Below are 19,022 nucleotides of genomic sequence, written 5' to 3' on the forward strand. Positions count from 1 at the left end.
AACGCCCCGCTGCAATGAGAACCTTACAATGGACGTTCGCCAATTCGCCTTCCTGGCCCGCCAACCTTCTGCCGCCCTGAAGCCGCGCAACGCGTTCTTCGGCCTGCCCAAGCGCGGGCTGGCGTTGATCCTGGCCAACGCGCTGTTCTGGCAGCCGCTGTTGGCCCAGGCCGAGGGCATTGTGGTCAGCGCGCCGGGTACCACGGTGGGTGCGGCGGGCAATGGCGTACCGGTGGTGAACATCGCCACGCCCAACGGCGCAGGTTTGTCCCATAACCAGTTCCAGCAGTACAACGTCGGCCCCAACGGCGTGATCCTCAACAACGCCACCGGCACCCTGGTCAACACCCAGCTGGGCGGCTACATCGTCGGCAACCCCAACCTCAAGGGCGGCGCAGCCAGCGTCATCCTCAACGAAGTCAACGGCGGCAGCGCCAGCCAGTTGCGCGGCTACACCGAAGTGGCGGGGCAGTCGGCCAAGGTCATCGTCGCCAACCCGTACGGGATTACCTGCAGCGGCTGCGGCTTTATCAACACGCCGAACGTGACCCTCACCACCGGCAAACCGGTGCTCGACCCGACCGGCCAGCTGAAAAGCTACCAGGTCGACGGCGGCGCCGTGACCATCGACGGCGAAGGCCTGAACGCCAGCAACGTCGACCGCTTCGACATCATCACCCGCTCGGCCAAAATCAACGCACAGATCAACGCTCGCGAACTCAACGTGATCGCCGGGCGCAACGACGTCGATGCAAAAACACTCAACGCCACGCCACGCGCCGACGACGGCAGCGCCAAGCCCGAGCTGGCGATTGACTCGTCCGCCCTGGGCGGCATGTATGCCGGCGCGATCAAGCTGGTGGGCACCGAGGCGGGTGTGGGCGTGAAGCTCGACGGCACGTTGGCCGCCAGTGGTGGGGATATTCAGCTCGATGCCAATGGGCGCTTGAGCATGGTCAATGCCAAGGCCAGCGAAGCGGTGGTGATCAAGGCCGACCAGCTTGACGCCACGGGCGCGATCTACGCGGGCACCCGAATCGATGCGCAAACCACCACAGGCTTGAGCAACCAGAAAAGCCTCGCCGCGCGCGACAGCATCAGCCTGACCAGCAGCGGGCAGGTGATCAACAACGGCATCATCGAAGCTGGCGTGAATGGCGATGAAAGCCGCAATGCCAGCGGCGACGTCAACCTGACCGCGGCGAGTGTGCAAAACACCCAAAGCGTGGTCGCCAGTCGCACCCTGACGGTGACCGCTGCGCAGACCCTGAATAACCAGGGCGGCACATTGAGCGGTGTGAACACCGTGGTCAGCGCAGGCCAGCTCGATAACCGGGGCGGCCGGGTTCTGGGGGCCGAGGCGCTCAAGGTCAACGCCACCGGCCTGGATAACCGCGCGGCTGGCTTGGTGCACAGCGATAACAGCACCGACGTTACGGTGACGGCTGCCCTGGATAACCAGAACGGCCGAGTGATCGGCCTCAAGAGCCTGACGCTCAACGCCGGGCAATTGACCAACGATAATGGCTTGGTCGCCAGCCAAGAGCAGGCCCAGGTAACCGCCGGAGTGTTGAGCAACCGAGCCGGCGAAATCTCCGCCCAGCAAACCACCCTAAGCGCCACGTCGCTGGATAACCGTTCCGGCAAACTGCTGGGCAGCCAACTCAACGTGACCGCCAGCGGCGCCATTGATAACCGCCTGGGGATTTTCTCCGCCACCAGCCTGCTGACGGTGCAAGCCGCGAGCCTGGATAACAGCGACCAAGGCTCCGTCGCCAGCCAGGGCAACCTGACCGCGACCATCGCCGGGCTGTTCGACAATCACAATCAAGGCAACCTGGTCAGCCAAGGGGCCCAGCAGGTTCGGGTCGGGCAGCTGAACAACGCCCAGGCTGGGCTGGTATCGAGTAAAACCACCCTGGCGCTGCACGGCGATACCCTGGCCAACCAGAGCGGCCAGGTGATCGCTGATGGGGCATTGACCCTGACCGGCGGTAGCGTCGACAACAGCAATGGCGGCCAACTGAGCAGTCATAGCGGGTTGACGCTCAATGCCAACCAACTCGACAACACCGCCGGTCGGATCAGTGCCAAGGGTGATCTGCAGGCCACCGTCGGCGTGCTCAACCAGCAAGCGGGTGAGCTGGTCAGCGAAGGCGCGCTGAGCCTTATTGGCACCTCGGTGGACAACCGCAACGGCGGTTTCATCGCCGCCACCAACGGCGTTGATTTGCGCAGCCAGAGCGTGCTCAACCAGCAAGGCGAGATCTCCAGCCAGGCCAAGGTGCTGCTGGTGGCCGACCAGTTGAACAACAACGCCGGCAAGGTGATTGGTGACAGCGGCTTGAGCCTGACCGTGCAACGCCTGCTCAACCAGAGCAAAGGCCTGCTGGCGGGGCGCGACGGCCTCGTGCTGAACGGCGGTCAACTGGATAACAGCCTGGGCGGCCGCATCACCAGCCAGAAAGACCTGAATATCAACCTGAGCGGCGACCTGCTCAACCATGATCAGGGCACCTTGCTCAGTGAAGGCACGTTAACGGTCAAGGCTGGCACGCTGGACAACCGCCAGGGCGGTATTCTGTCCGCCGCCAACGCCCTGTCGATCACAACGGACGGCCAACTGAACAATCAGGCGGGCAAGCTGCTGGCCGATGGCACGGCCACGCTGGTGAGCGCTGCGCTGAACAACAGCCAGGGCGGTGTGATCAGCGCCAAGCAACAGGTTGACGTGCGCAGTGCGGGGCTGGACAACAGCCAGCGCGGCAGCATCAGCAGTGACGCCGGCATCACCCTGAATGCCGGGCAACTGGACAACAGCCAGCAAGGTTCAATCTTTGCCAAGTCCACGGTCAAGGCCACCCTGACCGGACTGGACCAACATGATCGTGGCGAGTTGGTCAGCGATACCCACATCGATCTGGACTTGAGCCACGGGCAACTGATCAACCGCGACCACGGCCTGATTGCGACCCCCGGCCAATTGCTGCTGAGCAACCTGGGCAGCGTCGACAACAGCCAGGGCGGCGAGATTTCCAGCACCCAATCCTTCCTGTTGACGGCCGATGCACTGAACAACCGGGGCGGCAAAGTCATCAGTGGCGACAGCCTACAGGTACGCATCGCCAAGGCGCTGGATAACAGCGTTGAAGGTGTGTTGTCTGCCAAGAACCTCTTGCAGGTCGACGCAGGCAGCCTGGACAACCAGGCCGGCGGCGCCCTCGCCAGCCGTGGCGCGCTGGACCTGAAAGTCACCGGCCTTCTGGACAACCATAACCAGGGGCTGATTTCTGCCGCCACTGCCCTGAATGCCAGGTCGGGCGCATTGAACAACAGCGTCAAGGGCCGCCTCTCGGCCGGCACGTTCCACACCCTCAACACCGGCGCACTGGATAACTCCCAGGGCGGACAACTGGTCAGCGATGGCAGCCTGACAATCACCGCCGCCAATGTGGATAACCGCAGTGGCGTGATCGGCAGCCAGCACGCCTTGAACCTGACCGTCGCTAACCTCGACAACGCTGCGGGCCTGATCAACAGTCAAAACGACCTCACCTTGGCGGGCCAGCGCGTGGACTCAAGCCAGGACGGGGAAATCTCGTCCAAGGGCGACTTGAAACTCACGATCCAGAAGCTGATCCAGCGCCAGGGCCGCTTGATCGGCGAGCGCGCCGTGAGCCTCGATCTGCAAGGCGGTGATCTGGACAACAGCGCGGGCTTGATCAGCGCCAAAGGGCCGTTGACCTTCGCGCGCCTGGCCAACCTGACCAACCGCGAACAAGGCGAAATCTCCAGCCAGACGGCATTCAGCGTGGCCGCCAAGCGCATCGATAACGGCGATCGCGGGGTCATCCTCAGTGCCGATCAATTGCGTCTCGAAGCCGATACCGTGGTCAACGCTGACAAGGGTTTGATCTCTGGCTGGAATGGCCTGACCGTCGTCGGCGGCAGCCTGGACAACAGCGCCGAAGGTACGTTGTCGAGCAAGAGCGGCATCTTGCAAACCACGCTTACCGGCGCGCTGGATAACCACGCGGCAGGTGCGCTGGTCAGCCAGGGCAAGCAAACCATCAGCGCGGCCAGCCTGAACAATGATCAAGGGATCATTTCCGGCCAGGCGGATGTCAGCCTCACCGTTACCGGCCGCCTGGACAACAGCAACGGCGGCTTGATTTCCGCCGGTCAGCACCTGGGCTTCAACCATGCCCAAAGTGAAATCCTCAACCGTGGCGGCCAGATCAGTGCTGCCAACATCACCCTGGTTGGCCAAAGCCTGGACAACAGCGCCGGTCAACTGATCAGCCAGGGCACCCTGGAAGGCACCCTCAGCGGTGCGCTGATCAACGCCAACAAGGCCCGCCTGGCCAGTGGCGCAGCTTTGCTGCTGAACGCATCGAGCCTGGATAACCGGGGCGGCCAACTGGTCAGCCAGGACCGACTCGACCTGACCCTCGCCGACGATCTGGATAACCGCGACAAAGGCACCCTCGCCAGCCAGAAAGACCTGGTGATCAAGCTGTTGGCCGGTGACATCAACAACCAGCAGGACGGCCTGATTTTCAGCCAGAAGGGCAAGCTTGATCTGGCTGCGCGTACCCTGAACAACCAGAAAGGCACGTTGCAAAGCCAAGTCGATAACCGGCTACGTCTGAGTGGCGCCCTGAACAACCAGGGTGGCCGAGTCGACAGCCTCAGTGGCAACCTGGACCTGGAAGCAGCCAGTGTGGTCAACACCGCCGGCGGCATACTCAACAGCAGCAAGGGCTGGATCAAACTGGTCAGCGGCCTGTTCGACAACGGCAGCGGGATCACCCAGGCGCAATCGCTGGACATCACCGCCCACGGCGGCTTGCTCAACCAACTCGGGCACCTGTCGGCCCTGGGCGGTGAAAACCGCATCGTCACCAGCAGCTTTAATAACCAGGGTGGCGGTGTGTATGCCGACACCTTGCTCAAAGTCACGGCCCAGGATTTCGATAACCAGGGCACGGCTGCCGGCAACGGCGGCAAAGTCGGCGCGCGCACCATCGACTTCGGCCTGACAGGCACCCTGAGCAACCGCTTTGGCCTGATCGAAAGCGACGACACCCTAAGCCTCACCGCGCAAACCATCAGCAACGTGGGCGGTACCCTGCGGGCCATGGGCCGCAGCGGTTCCACCCGCATCAGCACACAGGGGCTGTTCGATAACCGCCTCGGTGCGCTGGAAAGCGCCAACGAAGAACTCAACCTGCAAGCGGCCAGCCTGGACAACAATGGCGGGCGCATCGTGCACACCGGCAGCGGCACATTCGACCTGACTTCCGACCAAGTCACCCGTGCCGGCGGCAGCTTCATCACCAGCGGCCAACTGGACATCACGGCCGCCAAGTGGACCAACAGCAGCGTGATTCAGGCCGCGCGCCTGAACCTCGACATCGGCGAGTTCACCCAGACCGCCAGCGGCCAGTTGCTGGGCGCACAAAGCCTGACCGGCATCGGCGGCACCTGGACCAACGAAGGCCTGCTGGCCAGCGATGGCACCCTCAACCTGACACTGACCGGTGGCTACAGCGGCAATGGTCGGGTCAGCAGCCTGGGCGCCATGAGCCTCACCAGCGCCCGCATGGACCTCGGTGATAACGCACGCATTGCCGGCGGCGCACTTACCCAGATCAACAGCACCACCCTGAACAATCGCGGACGCCTGACCGCCATCGGCGACCTGACCGTCAACGCCACCACCTTGAACAACTACGGCACCCTGGGCGGCGCTGGAAAGGTCCGCCTGAACGCCACTCACCTGCTCAACGACAAGGGCCTGATCTTCAGCGGCAACGACATGACGTTGCGTGTCAGTGATTTCAGCAACCGCTATGGCGACGTCTACAGCCTGGGCGGCCTGGACATCGCTCGCGACGACGCCAATGGGCGCAGCACCCTGATCGAAAACGTCTCCGGCACCCTGGAAAGCACCGGCAACATGCGTTTGCTGGCCGACACCCTGAGCAACCGTCGCGACCAGTTCAGCACCGAAATGAAACTGGTGTCGGGCAGCTTCGACACCTACTACGACGACTTCTGTGACGGCAAGGGCTGTGAAGTGCACTTCCGCTCGGTTGAGCGCTACGAGGATGTTGTCACCGGCAGTTCCCCCACGGCGTACATCTCGTCGGGCGCAGGCCTGACCGTAGGCGCGCAAACCGTCGACAACCTCTACAGCTCCATCTCGGCTGCGGGCAATATCCAGATCGATACCGGTGTACTGAACAACACAGGCGCAGCCGGTGGCGAGGATCGTCACTTCGACTCGGAGTTCTATACCCGCAACGACAGCGTCTACAACACGTTTATCACTCGCAGGGACCAGTTCAACCTCTACAACAACCCCAACTCGGCCGACTACCGTCCCGGCGAAATGACCATCGCCAAGCTGAGGGACGGGATCGGTAACTTCTACAACGATTCCAGCTATGTCGTCGCCACCGCCGGACGTGTGATTGCCCCCGCTGTTATTCAGGCGGCTGGATCAGTCACCGTTAACGCTACGCAGCAAATCAACAACAGCGTGATCCGCGCCAACGCCACGGATATCAATACGCCGGCGCAAAACCGCAATACCAACTCCGACGTGTTTGCCTCCACGGTCAAACCGGCGATCACCGCGCAACTGCCGCCGGACCTGGCCCAGCGCCAGGTCAACCCGGTGACCTTGCCGGGCTTCAGTTTGCCGACCAGTCAGAACGGCTTGTTCCGCCTCAGCGGCCAGGCCGCGAAGGCCGGCGCAGCGGGTAAAACCGCCACCGGCAGCGGTGACTTCAGCGTGAACGGGCGTGTGGTCAGCGCCGCCGAGCGCGAGAAAACCCTCGACTACAGCGCCGTGCAAGAGCGCGGCTTCAGCCTCGATGGCCAGCCTGCCAGCGGCGCGGTCAACGGCCAGGGCCCGCTGGTGCTGGACGGCCGCGCGCCTTCGGTCACCCGCGTGCAGGGTGTGCCGGACATTGCCCCGGTGGACAACAGCCACAAATACCTGATCGAAACCAACCCGGCGCTCACCGACCTCAAGCAGTTCATGAGCTCCGACTACCTGCTCGGCAAACTCGGCTACAACCCCGACGCCAGCTGGAAGCGTCTGGGCGACGGCCTCTACGAGCAACGCCTGATCCGCGAAGCCGTGGTGGCGCGTACCGGCCAGCGCTACATCAACGGCATCGCCAGCGACGACGCGCTGTTCCGCTATCTGATGGACAACGCCATCTCCTACAAGGACTCGCTCAACCTGCAACTCGGCGTGTCCCTCAGCGCCGAACAAGTCGCGGCGCTGACCCACGACATCGTCTGGATGGAAGAGGCCGAGGTCAACGGGGAGAAAGTCCTGACCCCGGTGTTATACCTGGCCCAGGCCAACAACCGCCTGGCGCCCAACGGTGCGCTGATCCAGGGCCAGGACGTCAGCCTGATCAGCGGCGGCGACCTGCACAACAGCGGCACCCTGCGCGCCACCAACAACCTGAGCATGATCGCGGGCAACATCGACAACAGCGGCCTGATGCAAGCCGGCAACCGCCTGGAAATGCTCGCCACCGACTCGATTCGCAACAGCCGTGGCGGCATCATCACCGGTCGCGACATCAGCGCCACGGCGGTGACCGGCGACATCATCAACGAGCGCACCGTCACCACCTTCAAGCGCGACGGCGAGAAATTCCAGCTGCGCGACGACGTGGTCAGCGATGCGTCACGCTTCGAAGCAACCGATACCTTGAGGCTTAATGCCGGCCGGGATGTGCTCAACGTAGGCAGCAATCTCAAGGCTGGCGGCAACGCCAGCGTGACCGCCGGCCGCGACGTGGTGATCGCCAGCCAGACCGAAGAAGACAGCGCCGCCTACCAGCGCCGCCGGGTCAAGAGCACCGAGCAAACCCTACTGCAACACGGCTCCAGCGTGGAGGTGGGCGGCAACCTCGCCATCGACGCCCGACGCGACATCGCCGTGGTCGCCAGCACCGTCAGCGCGGCCAAAGACCTGAGCGTCAAAGCCGGCGAAAACCTGACACTGGCCGCTGCAGCCAACGAACAGCACGACTACTCCAAAGGCAAAAAAGGCGACACCAAAACCACCACCCAACTGGATAACGTCACCCAACAAAGCGCCGAACTCAAAGCGGGTGGCGACCTGATCGCCGTGGCCGGCACCGACCTGACCCTGGTCGCCAGCAAAATCAGCGCGGGCAACGAAGCCTACGTGCATGCCGACAACGAACTGCAACTGCTCGCCGCGCAAGACAGTAACTACTCGCTGTATGACATGAGCAAGAAAGGCGGGTGGGGCAGCAAGAAGACCCAGCGGGATGAAGTGACCGATGTGAAGAATGTCGGGAGCGAGATCAAGACGGGGGGTGACCTGACGCTGGAAAGTGGTGGGGATCAGAAGTATCAAGCGGCGAAGCTCGACAGTGGCGGGGATATTGCGATTGTCAGTGGTGGGGCGGTGACGTTTGAGGCGGTGAAGGATTTGCACGACGAGAGCCACACCAAGAGCAAAGGTGACTTGGCGTGGACGAGTTCCAAAGGCAAAGGCAACACCGACGAGACGTTACGCCAAACGCAGATGATTGCAGAAGGCAGCGTCGTGATCAAAGCCGTCGATGGCTTGAAGATTGATATCAAACACATCGATCAGAACACGGTTAGCCAGACGATTGATGTGATGGTTAAAGCCGACCCGCAACTGGCTTGGCTGAAAGAAGCTGAGAAGCGTGGAGATGTGGATTGGCGCCAGGTTAAAGAGCTGCATGACAGTTTCAAATATAGCAATTCAGGCTTAGGCGCCGGCGCACAAATCATCATTGCGATCATTGTTACGTACTTCACGATGGGGGCCGCCAGCGGCGTAATTGCCTCTGCGGGGGTGGGGACGTCGATGGCTGGTGCCACGGCTGCTTCTACCGCCGTGTCTGCTGCAGGCTGGGCCAATGCTGCGGGCAGCGTCATAGCGGGTGGCATGGCGAGTAACGCTACGATCAGCGCCATCAATAACCGGGGCAACCTGAGTACCGTCTTGAAGGATGTCACTTCCAGCGACGCGATGAGGGGCTATGTGGTGTCCGGCGTCACTGCAGGCTTGACCGCTGGTGTATATGACAAGTGGACCGGCACTCAGACTGGTACTTCCACTGCCATACCCAACTCAGGTGCGGTTGCGACCGTGAGTCCATTGAGCACTTGGCAAGGCGTGGGGCAGTTCACGGCCAATCAAGTACTGCAAAACGGAACATCAGTTTTGGTGGACCGTGCGCTCGGGGGCGAAGCCCGTCTTGGGGACGCGTTGCAGAATAGTTTGGCCAATGCATTCGCTGCCTACGGTTTCAACCTGATTGGCGATAACACCAAAGGTCACTTGGCCGATGGGGGCATCGCCAAGATCGGGCTACATGCAGTGATGGGCGGGTTGGCGGCTGAGGCCTCGGGAGGGGATTTCCGCACGGGCGCCCTGGCAGCTGGCGTGAATGAGGCATTGGTAGATAGCCTCTACAAGAACTACGCCGACATGCCTGATGACCAGAAGAAACGTTTACTGGTCATGAATTCGCAGGTGGTCGGTGTGCTAGCGGCGTCGGTACAGAGCGGTGCTGACGCTGAAAGTCTGCAAACTGGGGCGTGGGTGGCGGGTACTGCAACGCAGTACAACTACCTGGGCGACCATCAAAAGGCTCAAAGAGAGAAAGAACTGGCAGAAAGCGAAAATCCCCTAGAAAGACTCAGGATCAACACGAAGTGGGAATTGATCGACGCCGGGCAGGACGCCAGCTTTGCGGGTGGTGCAGTGGTTGGGGTGCCGGAAGGGGTACTTGATACGATCAAGGGCATCATGGAAGCTGCCGGCAGCCCGATAGAGACGTTTCGGGCATTGAAATCCGTGTTTGAAAGCGGCGATGTGCTAGCTAATGTCTCGGACGTCATGAGGCAGTCCTACGTCGCACGAATTGACAATCTGGAAGCGGAGTATGAGAGAGCCGGGGCGAGTGGATCATTTAACGCAGGGCGTGAAACCGGAAAGCTGATAAGCGAGGTGGTGGCGCTTGGGACGGGAGTTGGGGGAGCGCTAAAAAGCGGAGCCTTGCTCGTCGAAAAGGTCACTGCTAAGGTTGCTAAAGTGGAGTTGGCGGCTGCAAAAGGGGCGGGCGCAGGAAAGGCGCCATACACCTCGACTGTCTCGACGGATGCTGAGGCTGGCATGCCGTATACGCGCCCGATAAAGGAGGCTGGTGCAAAAGACGCAGGCAGCGCCACACTTCATGCGGCTGATGATATTCGGTTTTCACAGAATAGCGTTTCATTCAATAAAACTGACCGAGTAACGGGTACAAATTACACATACGATGATTTGGTTCAAAGCATGCGGACTAATGGTTGGAAAGGTGATCCAGTTGACGTCGTTAAAATGCCTGATGGCAAGCTAACTAGCATGGATAATACGCGAATTGCCGCAGCCAGAGAGGCGGGGATTGACGTTAAAGCCAGCGTTCGTGGATTTGATGATCCATTGACGCCAGCTATTCAAGAGGCTAGGGGATGGCAGAGTTTTAATACTTGGGGAGAGGCCATTACTGGTCGTATAAACAAACAGTCAGGCGGATTTTCTACTTCCAATCCTCACGGTTCAACAGAACCACCACGTATTTCTGGAGGTGGTAGATAATGAAGGCTTTTTTGTACAATCTTCCAATTTTACCTAGTGGTTTTAAATTCCCTATTGATTATTTAGATGTGGTTTTAGCTGATGAGATTTTAGATATAGAGCCTTGGCGGTTTCTATCGAAAGATATGGCGACATCTCTTTTCTATTATAGCTCTATGCTTTTGAGGTTTCCGGGCGCGGCGCTAGTTCCCTTTGCAATTATTCAGGATGAGTCAGGGCTGTATAATGATGGATGGGTTGTTCTTGCTTGTTTTGATGGGGAAGGCAAGGAAGGCAGTTCATGTGTGCGGATTTATGATTATTCAAAGCCGACGTTAAGTCCTTGGGATAATTTGGCTTACTCTGGTTTCTCGGAATGGTTTAGCGCTGCCAAAGAAGAGTCTTTCCGCTATAAAGCTGAGCGAGTCGAAGACAAAGGCTATTCTTGATGTATGAAAAAGTTGGGGACACGGTCCGTTAACCATACGTCATTCTCAGCCTGAAAAAACTTGAAGCCCTGTTGGTGCATTTTCAGGGCTTCAACTTTTAGCGCCTCAGGCGTTCCATATCGCTGTCCGACAGCTACGGCTGTGGCCATGTCTTGTGATAAATGCACATGGTGGCGAGAGCCTGCAATTAATCCTTGTTGCCGAATTGACTCTAGAAAGCGAGTTGCAGTTCCATGGTACAAAAACTCGGGGGCTCTTTCTCAATATGTTGGAGGTCTACACTTTCGGTTGAGTGCCCCTGCACAGCTCGAATGTATTGCGCATCATTAGAAATAGAAAAACGCTTTTTATCGCTGCTGCTAATAATAGATAGAATTAACTCTCGATCTAAAATTCGTCCTTCATTAGCTGCGCCCGCAATTAAACAATCAATTTTTGCCCAGCCTTCCGTGTCCAGCTGAAGTCCAATGGACTGCGGCTCATGTCGCAAGATATAACTTAGAAACTCGCTTGTTTCGTTCAACTGCTTGTTATTCATGATTGTCCTGCATTCATTTTTCGATTTTTCAGGATTTATTTGCCTTGGCTGATATCCGGTGCACTCTTGCGCCAGTATTTTCAGTTGCTGTTGCCCCTACATGCACCTTGATTGCACTCTTTTTGCATCCAATTTGCAACCTTTCTGCACTCAAGTTGCATCCCTTTTTTACCCCACCCTGACGACAGTCTTGGCTGTAGGCCACGCCGTTCCTGTGTTTGAGAGACTACAGGCTGTATTCGGCTGTCGTCATGACTCTTTTCCTTTAGCTGCTGGCCCTGATGCACGGGCGATGGCGCTGGCTACCTGGTGTTCGCAATAACCGCATCGAACAGTCCACGTCCCAACTCCTGCTCTTCCATCGGCATGCGTGAAATCGCTTCGAACTGGTAGCGCAGACGCAGATGATTGCAGAAGGCAGCGTCGTGATCAAAGCCGTCGATGGCTTGAAGATTGATATCAAACACATCGATCAGAACACGGTTAGCCAGACGATTGATGTGATGGTTAAAGCCGACCCGCAACTGGCTTGGCTGAAAGAAGCTGAGCGGAAAAATGGGGTCAGACCACTATTCTTCTGGCGGAGCACTAAACGTGGTCTGACCCCTGTTTTTCCTGATTTGGCTAGGTAGACCGGTGATGGAACTCCGGTGGTTGTCCGCATTGTTGATAACACGAAAGGTACTGACTTTTCCCATTTTGTTGTGGTGGATGGGGTTACAATTAGAAATGGAATCTCCGTTGTAGCTATTCGCGATCCGCATGGGACCCAATATTTTAGTCCCATCAGTGCCTTTCAAAGAAATTTTTCAGGTGAGGTTGTTGTTCCTCTGGGTGCACTAAGTGAAATTAAATATCGACTTCCCTGAAAACATGATCACGGATGAATTACTCGGGCAGGAACGAATACCCTGCTTTTGCAAGGTTTCAAAAGAATTTGAGATTTCGTTTTCGGATACTGTTCCTGAGTCATCGGGGGTGGTATCAGAATGGGATCGTAGAGAGCTGGAGTTAAGAGCCGTTGCAGGGGCGGGCGGTCGATATACGCATTTTGCTAATGGTTTGATTACATTGCAGAAAATTAATGAAGGCATTTACAAGATCCTTGATCTTGATATGTTTTATAGAAGTTACGGCTGGTGCGCTGTCTTACGTGGTGGGGAGTATGCGCCTCCCGGAAACTTTTGGGATGAAGAGTAACTTTGTACCACGCTAACACCTGCCTTGGAAAAATGGGGTCAGACCGCTATTCTTCTGATGGAGCACTAAACGTGGTCTGACCCCTATTTTTGAATATTCAAATGGCCACAATAGGCTTGAGGTATTTAAGATGAAAGAATGGTCATCGCTGTGCAAGTCAAAGGTTGGGGACACCGCTGATGTACGGGAGCAATGCGTTATCGCTATGGACGACGGTGCATACAAAATTTCAGACGATCAGTATTTTTTAGCTGACGCTTTTTCTGATGAGGGAGAGAAAAAACTTGGTTTGCTATCCCTCTACTGGGCCTGCAGTGAGCCTGCATTTAGAAGAGCCTACTACAGGGATGTTGAAAATGATGACATGGCCGTATGCCGGCCGCCGCCTGAATTGCTTCCAGTTGGGGCGGGGGGACCTATAGTCAGATTAAAAATGCTCTTAGCTCTCTTGGTTCTGACAAATTTATGGAGTACGCTTCTTATCGTGTTATGTCTGATGGTGCGTTTGTTCATAAGGGCTTAGAAAGCTCATTGGCTGTTTATTATTTTCGCTCGTCTGATATTGTTGATGATGAGCTGCCTTACGCGATACTGTGGAAGCTTTCTACTGTGTGATTTAATAAGAAACAACGTCCTGTTGCCGGGTTAAAGCGGTGCAAAAGGACCAGGGCAGGTTATCCCTGATGCAATCAGCCCACCCAAGATCAGCCGGGTTCAAGACCTGTTTGGGCAGACATTTGAAAGTATCCCGCTGTCGCACCTTCCCAATTGGAAGACCGGTTCGCTTGTAAATGATGGGGTGTTGGGCGAGCAACTGGATTAGTTTTGTTACAGACTACAGAGTTCCCTTAGAAGATGCGCCAGAACAAGTTATCAAGTTCATATCAATACATGACTGGTCTTTTCGATAAGAATAGTGGGCGGATCACGTTTTTAAAAAGCCCATCAAAATAAATTTGCCAACCAGAGCAGAGCTAAAGAGTTGGGGCAACGATGAGCATGGAAGACGTGGTGGCTGACAGGCTTGGAAGAATCGCTGCGGATGGGTTTGATATTTTTAAAGTATCAAAAGAAGCGCATGATATTTATCAAGATCCTAATTTTTTACTTACAAAAAAATTAGATCTTGCGTTGTTGTCACTAATGGTAATGATCGAGGGGCCAGAGTATGAGATGACAGAAAAAGAGTTTCATGAACTTTTATCTGATATTCGCCAAATGTAGTCTCTTCAATATACCTATGACAGGCGTTATCGACACCGGCCTTGCGCTAGTGTTTTTCACTTGCGCCAGGCATGGCGCACTGCGCGCAAGCGCAACCAGCTTGGCTGTGGTGGCCTCGCTGGTGACTGACAGTCCTCTACATACCCGGCAAGCCCATCCGAATGTCCTTAGAAAACCCTTCTACTTACAACGAAACCCCTCCGGCATCGTAACGGTGTAATTACGCTGCACCCGATCCTGAAAATTCAGATTGCGCAGTCCCTGCTCCACCAAAAAGGCTTCCACCTTCGCGGGCTGGCAGTCGTCGTTGTAGGACGATGCCCGCAGCAGATACACCGCGCGCTTGCTCGTTTCATCCCGGGCGGTGGCCCTGAAGGTGGTGAGGGTGGTGTAACCGGTGCGTTCAGAGGTGCCTACGGGGCCGTAGGTGGTGTTTGGGGTGCTGGTGCAGGTCAGCTGGTCGGTTTTCTTTTTGTTCTTCTTGCACTGGGTGGTGGTGCTGTTTGCCACTTGGCCGTATTCGGTGGCGGTATAGCGGTAGGTGACTTGCTTGCTGTCGACGTCCAGGGTGACGGTCATTTTGATCGGGGTGTGGTTTTTGGGCAGGGTGGTGTCGGTGAAGACATTCTGAAAGCCCTGGTCCTTCATGGCGCTGACCATGTCGCGCAGGTAGTAGCGGGCGTTGAGTGCGTTTTCGTCGCTGCCGCCGGTGGATGTCACCAGTACCGTGGCCTGGCGGTCGAAGTGGTAGTCGGGATCAGGCGTTGCGTTGATCGCTACGTCCATTTGCGTGGCGCATCCACTGAGCATTGCGGTCAGTAGCACTAGCGTGCAGAGCAAGAAGCGGGTCATGAAGGAAACCTTACAGCGGCGAATTGGGTAAAGGCTGAACGATTGGGCCCAGCGAAAAATAACCCTCAATCGTCCTGCTGCGACACCGTGACGCCGGTCGCCATCAAATCGCAGGCAATAAAAAACCCCAAGGAACATTGTTCTTTGGGGTTTTTCGGTATTTTGGTGCCCAGAGACGGAATCGAACCGCCGACACGGGGATTTTCAATCCCCTGCTCTACCGACTGAGCTATCTGGGCAACGGGGCGCATTAAACGGGTTTTTCAGGGGGTCGTCAAGCAAGTTTTCAAAAAATATTTAATTATTACCGTCGCTTACGTGCCGACCCCGGTTTTTGATCAATTATTGAGCAGGCGGAACGTAACCTTCGGCTTGGGCGTATTCCTCGCCGGAAAAGAACTTGTCCATTTCGCCCTGCAGGTATTTGCGGTCTTCGGCGTTCATCATGTTCAAGCGTTTTTCGTTGATGAGCAGGGTCTGGTGTTTCTGCCAGTCGCCCCAGGCTTTGGCGGAGACGTGGTCGTAGATGTCCTGGCCCTTGGCACCCGGAAAAGGGGCGCGGTCGAGTGCGGGCAGTTCTTCTTTGTACTTGCGGCACATGATGGTGCGGGTCATGACGACTCTCCTGCGTTCAATACTTCAGCCGCGCGCTTCAGCAATTTTTTTACCGGGGCGGCAAGGCCCAGGCGCGGCGGGGTGGCGAGGTTATACCAGAGCCAGTCGGCCTCGGCCACGTGATGGGCGCTTTCCTCGACCTGGACCAGCCAGGGTTCGATGGCCAGCTGGAAATGGCTGAAGGTGTGGATCAGCCCTGGCAGTTCCTGGTGCTTGCCCAATGCCAGTGCGTGCTGGTTGGCCAGATGATCTAGGTCTTCCAGGTCGTCCAGCTCCGGCAGGCTCCACAAACCGCCCCACAAGCCCGTGGACGGGCGACGGTAAAGCAGGATCGCGCCTTCGGCATTGGTCAGCATCGGCATCAGTGTGCGTTTCTGCGGGATGGTCTTGCGTGGCTTGGGGATCGGGTAGCGCGTTTCCAGGCCGAGCATGTGCGCTTCGCAGCCTTTTTCCAGCGGGCACAGCAGGCAGCTGGGTTTGCTGCGGGTACAAAGGGTCGCGCCCATGTCCATCATCGCCTGGGTGTAGGCGTTGACGCGGTCATGGGGCGTGAAGCGCTCTGCGGTGGCCCACAGCTGCTTGGCGACCTTGGGTTCGCCTGGGTAGCCCTCTTGCGCGGTAAAGCGTGCCAGCACGCGTTTCACGTTGCCGTCGAGGATCGGCGCGCGCAGGCCCATGCTCAGGCTGGCGATCGCTCCGGCGGTGGACAGGCCGATGCCGGGCAGCTCGGTGAGCTTTTCGACATCCCTGGGAAACTCGCCACCGTAGTCGGCTACCACGATCTTTGCGGTCTTTTGCAGGTTACGCGCCCGGGTGTAGTAACCCAGGCCGGTCCACAGGTGCAGCACTTCGTCTTCCGGCGCGGCGGCCAGGGCTTCGACCGTCGGCAGGGACGCCATAAACCGGTCGAAGTAATTGAGCACGGTGCTGACCTGGGTCTGTTGCAGCATGATTTCCGACACCCACACCCGGTAAGGCGTGATGCCTTGTTGCCAGGGCAGGTCGTGGCGACCATGGCGGTCGTACCAGTCGAGTACCGCCGCTGAAAACTGCTCGTTTCTCATCGGTTGAACAAGCCTTTCAGTGCGTCTTTGAGCTTTGGATTCACTTTGTCGAGCTTCTCTTCGAGCTTCTCGTTAAGACGGTTGCCCGCCGCCTTGATGGCGACCTGGCCAAGCCCGTCCTTGTCCAGGCGGCAGGCCTTGGCGCCCAGTTCCAGCGGGCCACGGCAACGCAGCGGCACTTCGATGCCCTGGAAGTTGGCTCCGACCTGGCAGGCCGGGTCCGGCACGTCGCGCTGGTCGCCTTCGACGATGATGCCCACGCGGTAGTCCATACCCAGCACGCGCAGGTCGACATCGCCATCGCCGTTGAGCGTCAGCCCCGGAATGCGCACCTTCAGGTCAGGGTTACTGGCCACGCCATTGCGGAACGTCAGGTTGCCGCGCAGTTCCTGGAAGGGCGTGTCCCTGCCTTGTGGCGTGGTGCTCAGGGTCTTGCGGTTGAGCAGGGCGATACCGGTACACAGTTGTTGCTCGATGTTGGCATTGAGCAACACGCCGTTGTTGATGACGATGTTGGCGGTGCCGTTGAGGCTGTCGATCAGGGCCTTCTGGCTGTTGCCTCGACCACTCAGGTTGCTGTCGAGGGTGATCAGGCCTTTGACCGGCGGGGTTTTCCCCTGGGCCTGCAGGATGCGTTCGACGGGCACCTGCTTGATATGGCTTTGCAGCGCCAGCAGCGGGATGTCCTGGCGCACGTCGAGGCTGCCGTTGGCCTGGAATGTACCGTTGTAGAGGCCGCCGCTGAGGCTGTCGAGCTTGAGCTGGCCGTCGATGCCGGAGGCTTTCAATACTGCATTCTGGATTGGCAACTGGCTCAAGGTCAGCTGACCAAAGGCGAGGTCTGCGTTCACATCCAGGCTGCGCAGGCGGGTCAGCGGCAGCAGTTTGTCACTGCTCCAGGCACCCTTGGTCGGCGCTTCCGGCAGCGGTGTGGTGCCGCCGGCGGCCATCGCCCCGGCTTCGCTGCTCTGCACTTCGGCCTGGCGTGCGGCGGTGGCGCCTTTGGCGGCTTCGGATTTGGCCGGCAGGTAATTGTCGGCGTTGAAGGTATCGCCCTTGAGCTGCACGCGCAGGGACTGCTTGGCGAAATCATCCACGGCGACGCGACCGGTGAAGGTGCTGCCGTCGAGTTTCAGGGTCAGGTCTTCCAGCGCAACGCTGGTCGGCGTGCCCTGGACGCGGCTGACCAGTTCGACTTTGCTCAGGCTGCCCGGCGCCATGGCCGGCAGTGGGTGGCCGACGCTCTCCAGAAACTTGGCCAGGTCGAACTGGGCGACCGACAACGCGCCGCTGACCTGCGGGGTTTTGTCCAGGTCATTGACCCGCAGTTCGCCGAGGGCGCGCAATTGGTTGGCCGAGAGTTTCAGGTTGGTCCATTCGGCAAAGTTGGCCGCCAGGTCCACCAGCACTTGACCCTGGGTGGAGAAGGTCAGGGTCTTGCCTTGCAGCGGCTCGCCGGTAGCTTCGCCACTCAGGCGCATGTCTTCGAACTGGTAGCGCTTGAGGGCGCGTTGGATGCGCAGATTGCCGTTCAGCTCGGTCTTGAGCCGCATGACCGGCTGGTTGCTGCCCAGGAACGCGGTGAGTTTCAGCGGAATGTTGGCGCCTTCGTGGATCGCGCCGGCACTGAGCTGGATGCTTTCGGCGCTGAACTGCTTGCCGGTCTGTTCATCGTTGTATTCAACGCGGGCGTTGTTGATGGTCAGGCTGTCGATGTCCAGGCGGATCGGCTGCGGCGGTTTTTCCGGCTTGGTTTCGGCCACCGGCTCGACTGGCGCGGGAGCGGGGGTGCCCGTGGGTTCATCGGGCAGGTTCTTGCCGATGTCTTCCCAGTTGCCGTGGCCGTCCTTGTCGCGGTTGAGGCGCAGGTTCAGGCCTTCGACGCGCACATCGCTCATCTGCACTTCGCGGCGCAGCAGCGGCAGCACGCGTACCGACAGGCCGAGCATCTGCAGGTCGGCGAACGGTTGGGTCGGGTTGGTCAGGGTCGCCACCCCGGCTTCGTGCAGCTCCAGGCCCAGCCAGGGGAACAGGCTCCAGCCGATGTCGCCATTGAGCGTCAGCTCGATGTGGGCCTTGTCGCGGGCAATCTGGCGAATTTCTTCTTTGTAGTCGTTGGGATCGAAGAGATGGGTCAGGGCAAAGCCGAGAGCCACAATGATCAGCAACAGCCCGAGAAATACCAGACCCAGGATTTTGCCGAACGCTTTCATGGGCGAGTCCTTGTATGTCGATTTCAAAATTTAGCCGCAGAGTATAACGCCCGACGGCCTGCATCAGTTCGTGGATCGTTACATTGTATCTACGACCGCCGAAACAAGATTCTGGCGTCAAAAAAAACCGATTTGCTGAAAAAAGTGATGTCACTTTGGTTTTTCTCACGTCCGCAAGTGCTAATCTCTGCGCGTTCGTCCGCCTTC

At 58.2% G+C, this 19,022-nt stretch carries 9 protein-coding genes, 1 tRNA gene and 2 pseudogenes; 6 read left to right on the top strand and 6 right to left on the bottom strand.

Translation table 11 applies throughout. The features are described 5' to 3' along the window. Positions 1-28: 28 nt before the first annotated feature. Positions 29-10,681 carry a filamentous hemagglutinin N-terminal domain-containing protein gene (locus tag C4J93_RS01635; protein WP_124428429.1) on the top strand — a complete coding sequence of 3,551 codons (10,653 nt, stop codon included), beginning with the start codon at positions 29-31 and terminating at the stop codon, positions 10,679-10,681. Continuing rightward, complete coding sequence (locus C4J93_RS01640; protein ID WP_124428430.1) at positions 10,681-11,109, top strand: hypothetical protein; 429 nt, start codon at positions 10,681-10,683, stop codon at positions 11,107-11,109. Before C4J93_RS01635 ends, C4J93_RS01640 begins: the two co-directional genes overlap by 1 nt. On the opposite strand, the pseudogene C4J93_RS01645 reads toward C4J93_RS01640, so the two are convergent. Further along, positions 11,100-11,647: pseudogene (locus tag C4J93_RS01645) on the bottom strand (RNA 2'-phosphotransferase). The gene C4J93_RS01640 and the pseudogene C4J93_RS01645 sit on opposite strands and share 10 nt — an antisense overlap. 374 nt (positions 11,648-12,021) lie before the next feature. Here C4J93_RS01645 and C4J93_RS01650 point away from each other — a divergent pair. The 4 genes and pseudogenes from C4J93_RS01650 to C4J93_RS01665 all read left to right on the top strand — a co-directional run. Then, positions 12,022-12,240: pseudogene (locus tag C4J93_RS01650) on the top strand (hypothetical protein); the annotation flags it as partial. Between the two features lie 250 nt (positions 12,241-12,490). After that, positions 12,491-12,847 carry a hypothetical protein gene (locus tag C4J93_RS01655; protein ID WP_164485226.1) on the top strand — a complete coding sequence of 119 codons (357 nt, stop codon included), beginning with the start codon at positions 12,491-12,493 and terminating at the stop codon, positions 12,845-12,847. A gap of 130 nt (positions 12,848-12,977) precedes the next feature. Further along, positions 12,978-13,370: a hypothetical protein gene (locus C4J93_RS01660; protein WP_256660124.1), complete on the top strand. Its 393-nt coding sequence runs from the start codon at positions 12,978-12,980 to the stop codon at positions 13,368-13,370. Between the two features lie 470 nt (positions 13,371-13,840). Beyond that, entirely contained in the window at positions 13,841-14,071 is a 231-nt protein-coding gene (locus tag C4J93_RS01665) for a hypothetical protein (RefSeq protein ID WP_124360849.1), read from the top strand. 180 nt (positions 14,072-14,251) lie between these two features. On the opposite strand, the gene C4J93_RS01670 is transcribed toward C4J93_RS01665, so the two are convergent. The 5 genes from C4J93_RS01670 to C4J93_RS01690 form a co-directional block, all read right to left on the bottom strand. Beyond that, positions 14,252-14,923, bottom strand: coding sequence for a hypothetical protein (locus C4J93_RS01670; RefSeq protein WP_124428432.1), 672 nt, complete (start codon positions 14,921-14,923; stop codon positions 14,252-14,254). 163 nt (positions 14,924-15,086) lie between these two features. After that, positions 15,087-15,162 (bottom strand) — tRNA-Phe (locus tag C4J93_RS01675). A 103-nt stretch (positions 15,163-15,265) separates the two neighbouring features. Continuing rightward, positions 15,266-15,538, bottom strand: coding sequence for an oxidative damage protection protein (locus tag C4J93_RS01680; RefSeq protein WP_124369258.1), 273 nt, complete (start codon positions 15,536-15,538; stop codon positions 15,266-15,268). Then, on the bottom strand, positions 15,535-16,602 hold the full coding sequence (gene mutY / locus C4J93_RS01685) for an A/G-specific adenine glycosylase (RefSeq protein WP_124428433.1): 1,068 nt from the start codon (positions 16,600-16,602) through the stop codon (positions 15,535-15,537). Before mutY ends, C4J93_RS01680 begins: the two co-directional genes overlap by 4 nt. Then, positions 16,599-18,815, bottom strand: a complete 2,217-nt coding sequence (locus C4J93_RS01690) for an AsmA family protein (RefSeq protein WP_124428434.1) — start codon at positions 18,813-18,815, stop codon at positions 16,599-16,601. Before C4J93_RS01690 ends, mutY begins: the two co-directional genes overlap by 4 nt. Between the last annotated feature and the right edge of the window lie 207 nt (positions 18,816-19,022).

The sequence above is a fragment of the Pseudomonas sp. R2-37-08W genome (genome assembly GCF_003851705.1).
Taxonomy (GTDB): Bacteria; Pseudomonadota; Gammaproteobacteria; order Pseudomonadales; family Pseudomonadaceae; genus Aquipseudomonas.

Coding starts and splice junctions, on each gene's coding strand:
- C4J93_RS01635 (WP_124428429.1), top strand. CDS start 29: ATGGACGTTCGCCAATTCGCCTTCCTGGCCCGCCAACCTTCTGCCGCC.
- mutY (WP_124428433.1), bottom strand. CDS start 16,602: ATGAGAAACGAGCAGTTTTCAGCGGCGGTACTCGACTGGTACGACCGC.
- C4J93_RS01690 (WP_124428434.1), bottom strand. CDS start 18,815: ATGAAAGCGTTCGGCAAAATCCTGGGTCTGGTATTTCTCGGGCTGTTG.
- C4J93_RS01640 (WP_124428430.1), top strand. CDS start 10,681: ATGAAGGCTTTTTTGTACAATCTTCCAATTTTACCTAGTGGTTTTAAA.
- C4J93_RS01680 (WP_124369258.1), bottom strand. CDS start 15,538: ATGACCCGCACCATCATGTGCCGCAAGTACAAAGAAGAACTGCCCGCA.
- C4J93_RS01665 (WP_124360849.1), top strand. CDS start 13,841: ATGAGCATGGAAGACGTGGTGGCTGACAGGCTTGGAAGAATCGCTGCG.
- C4J93_RS01660 (WP_256660124.1), top strand. CDS start 12,978: ATGAAAGAATGGTCATCGCTGTGCAAGTCAAAGGTTGGGGACACCGCT.
- C4J93_RS01670 (WP_124428432.1), bottom strand. CDS start 14,923: ATGACCCGCTTCTTGCTCTGCACGCTAGTGCTACTGACCGCAATGCTC.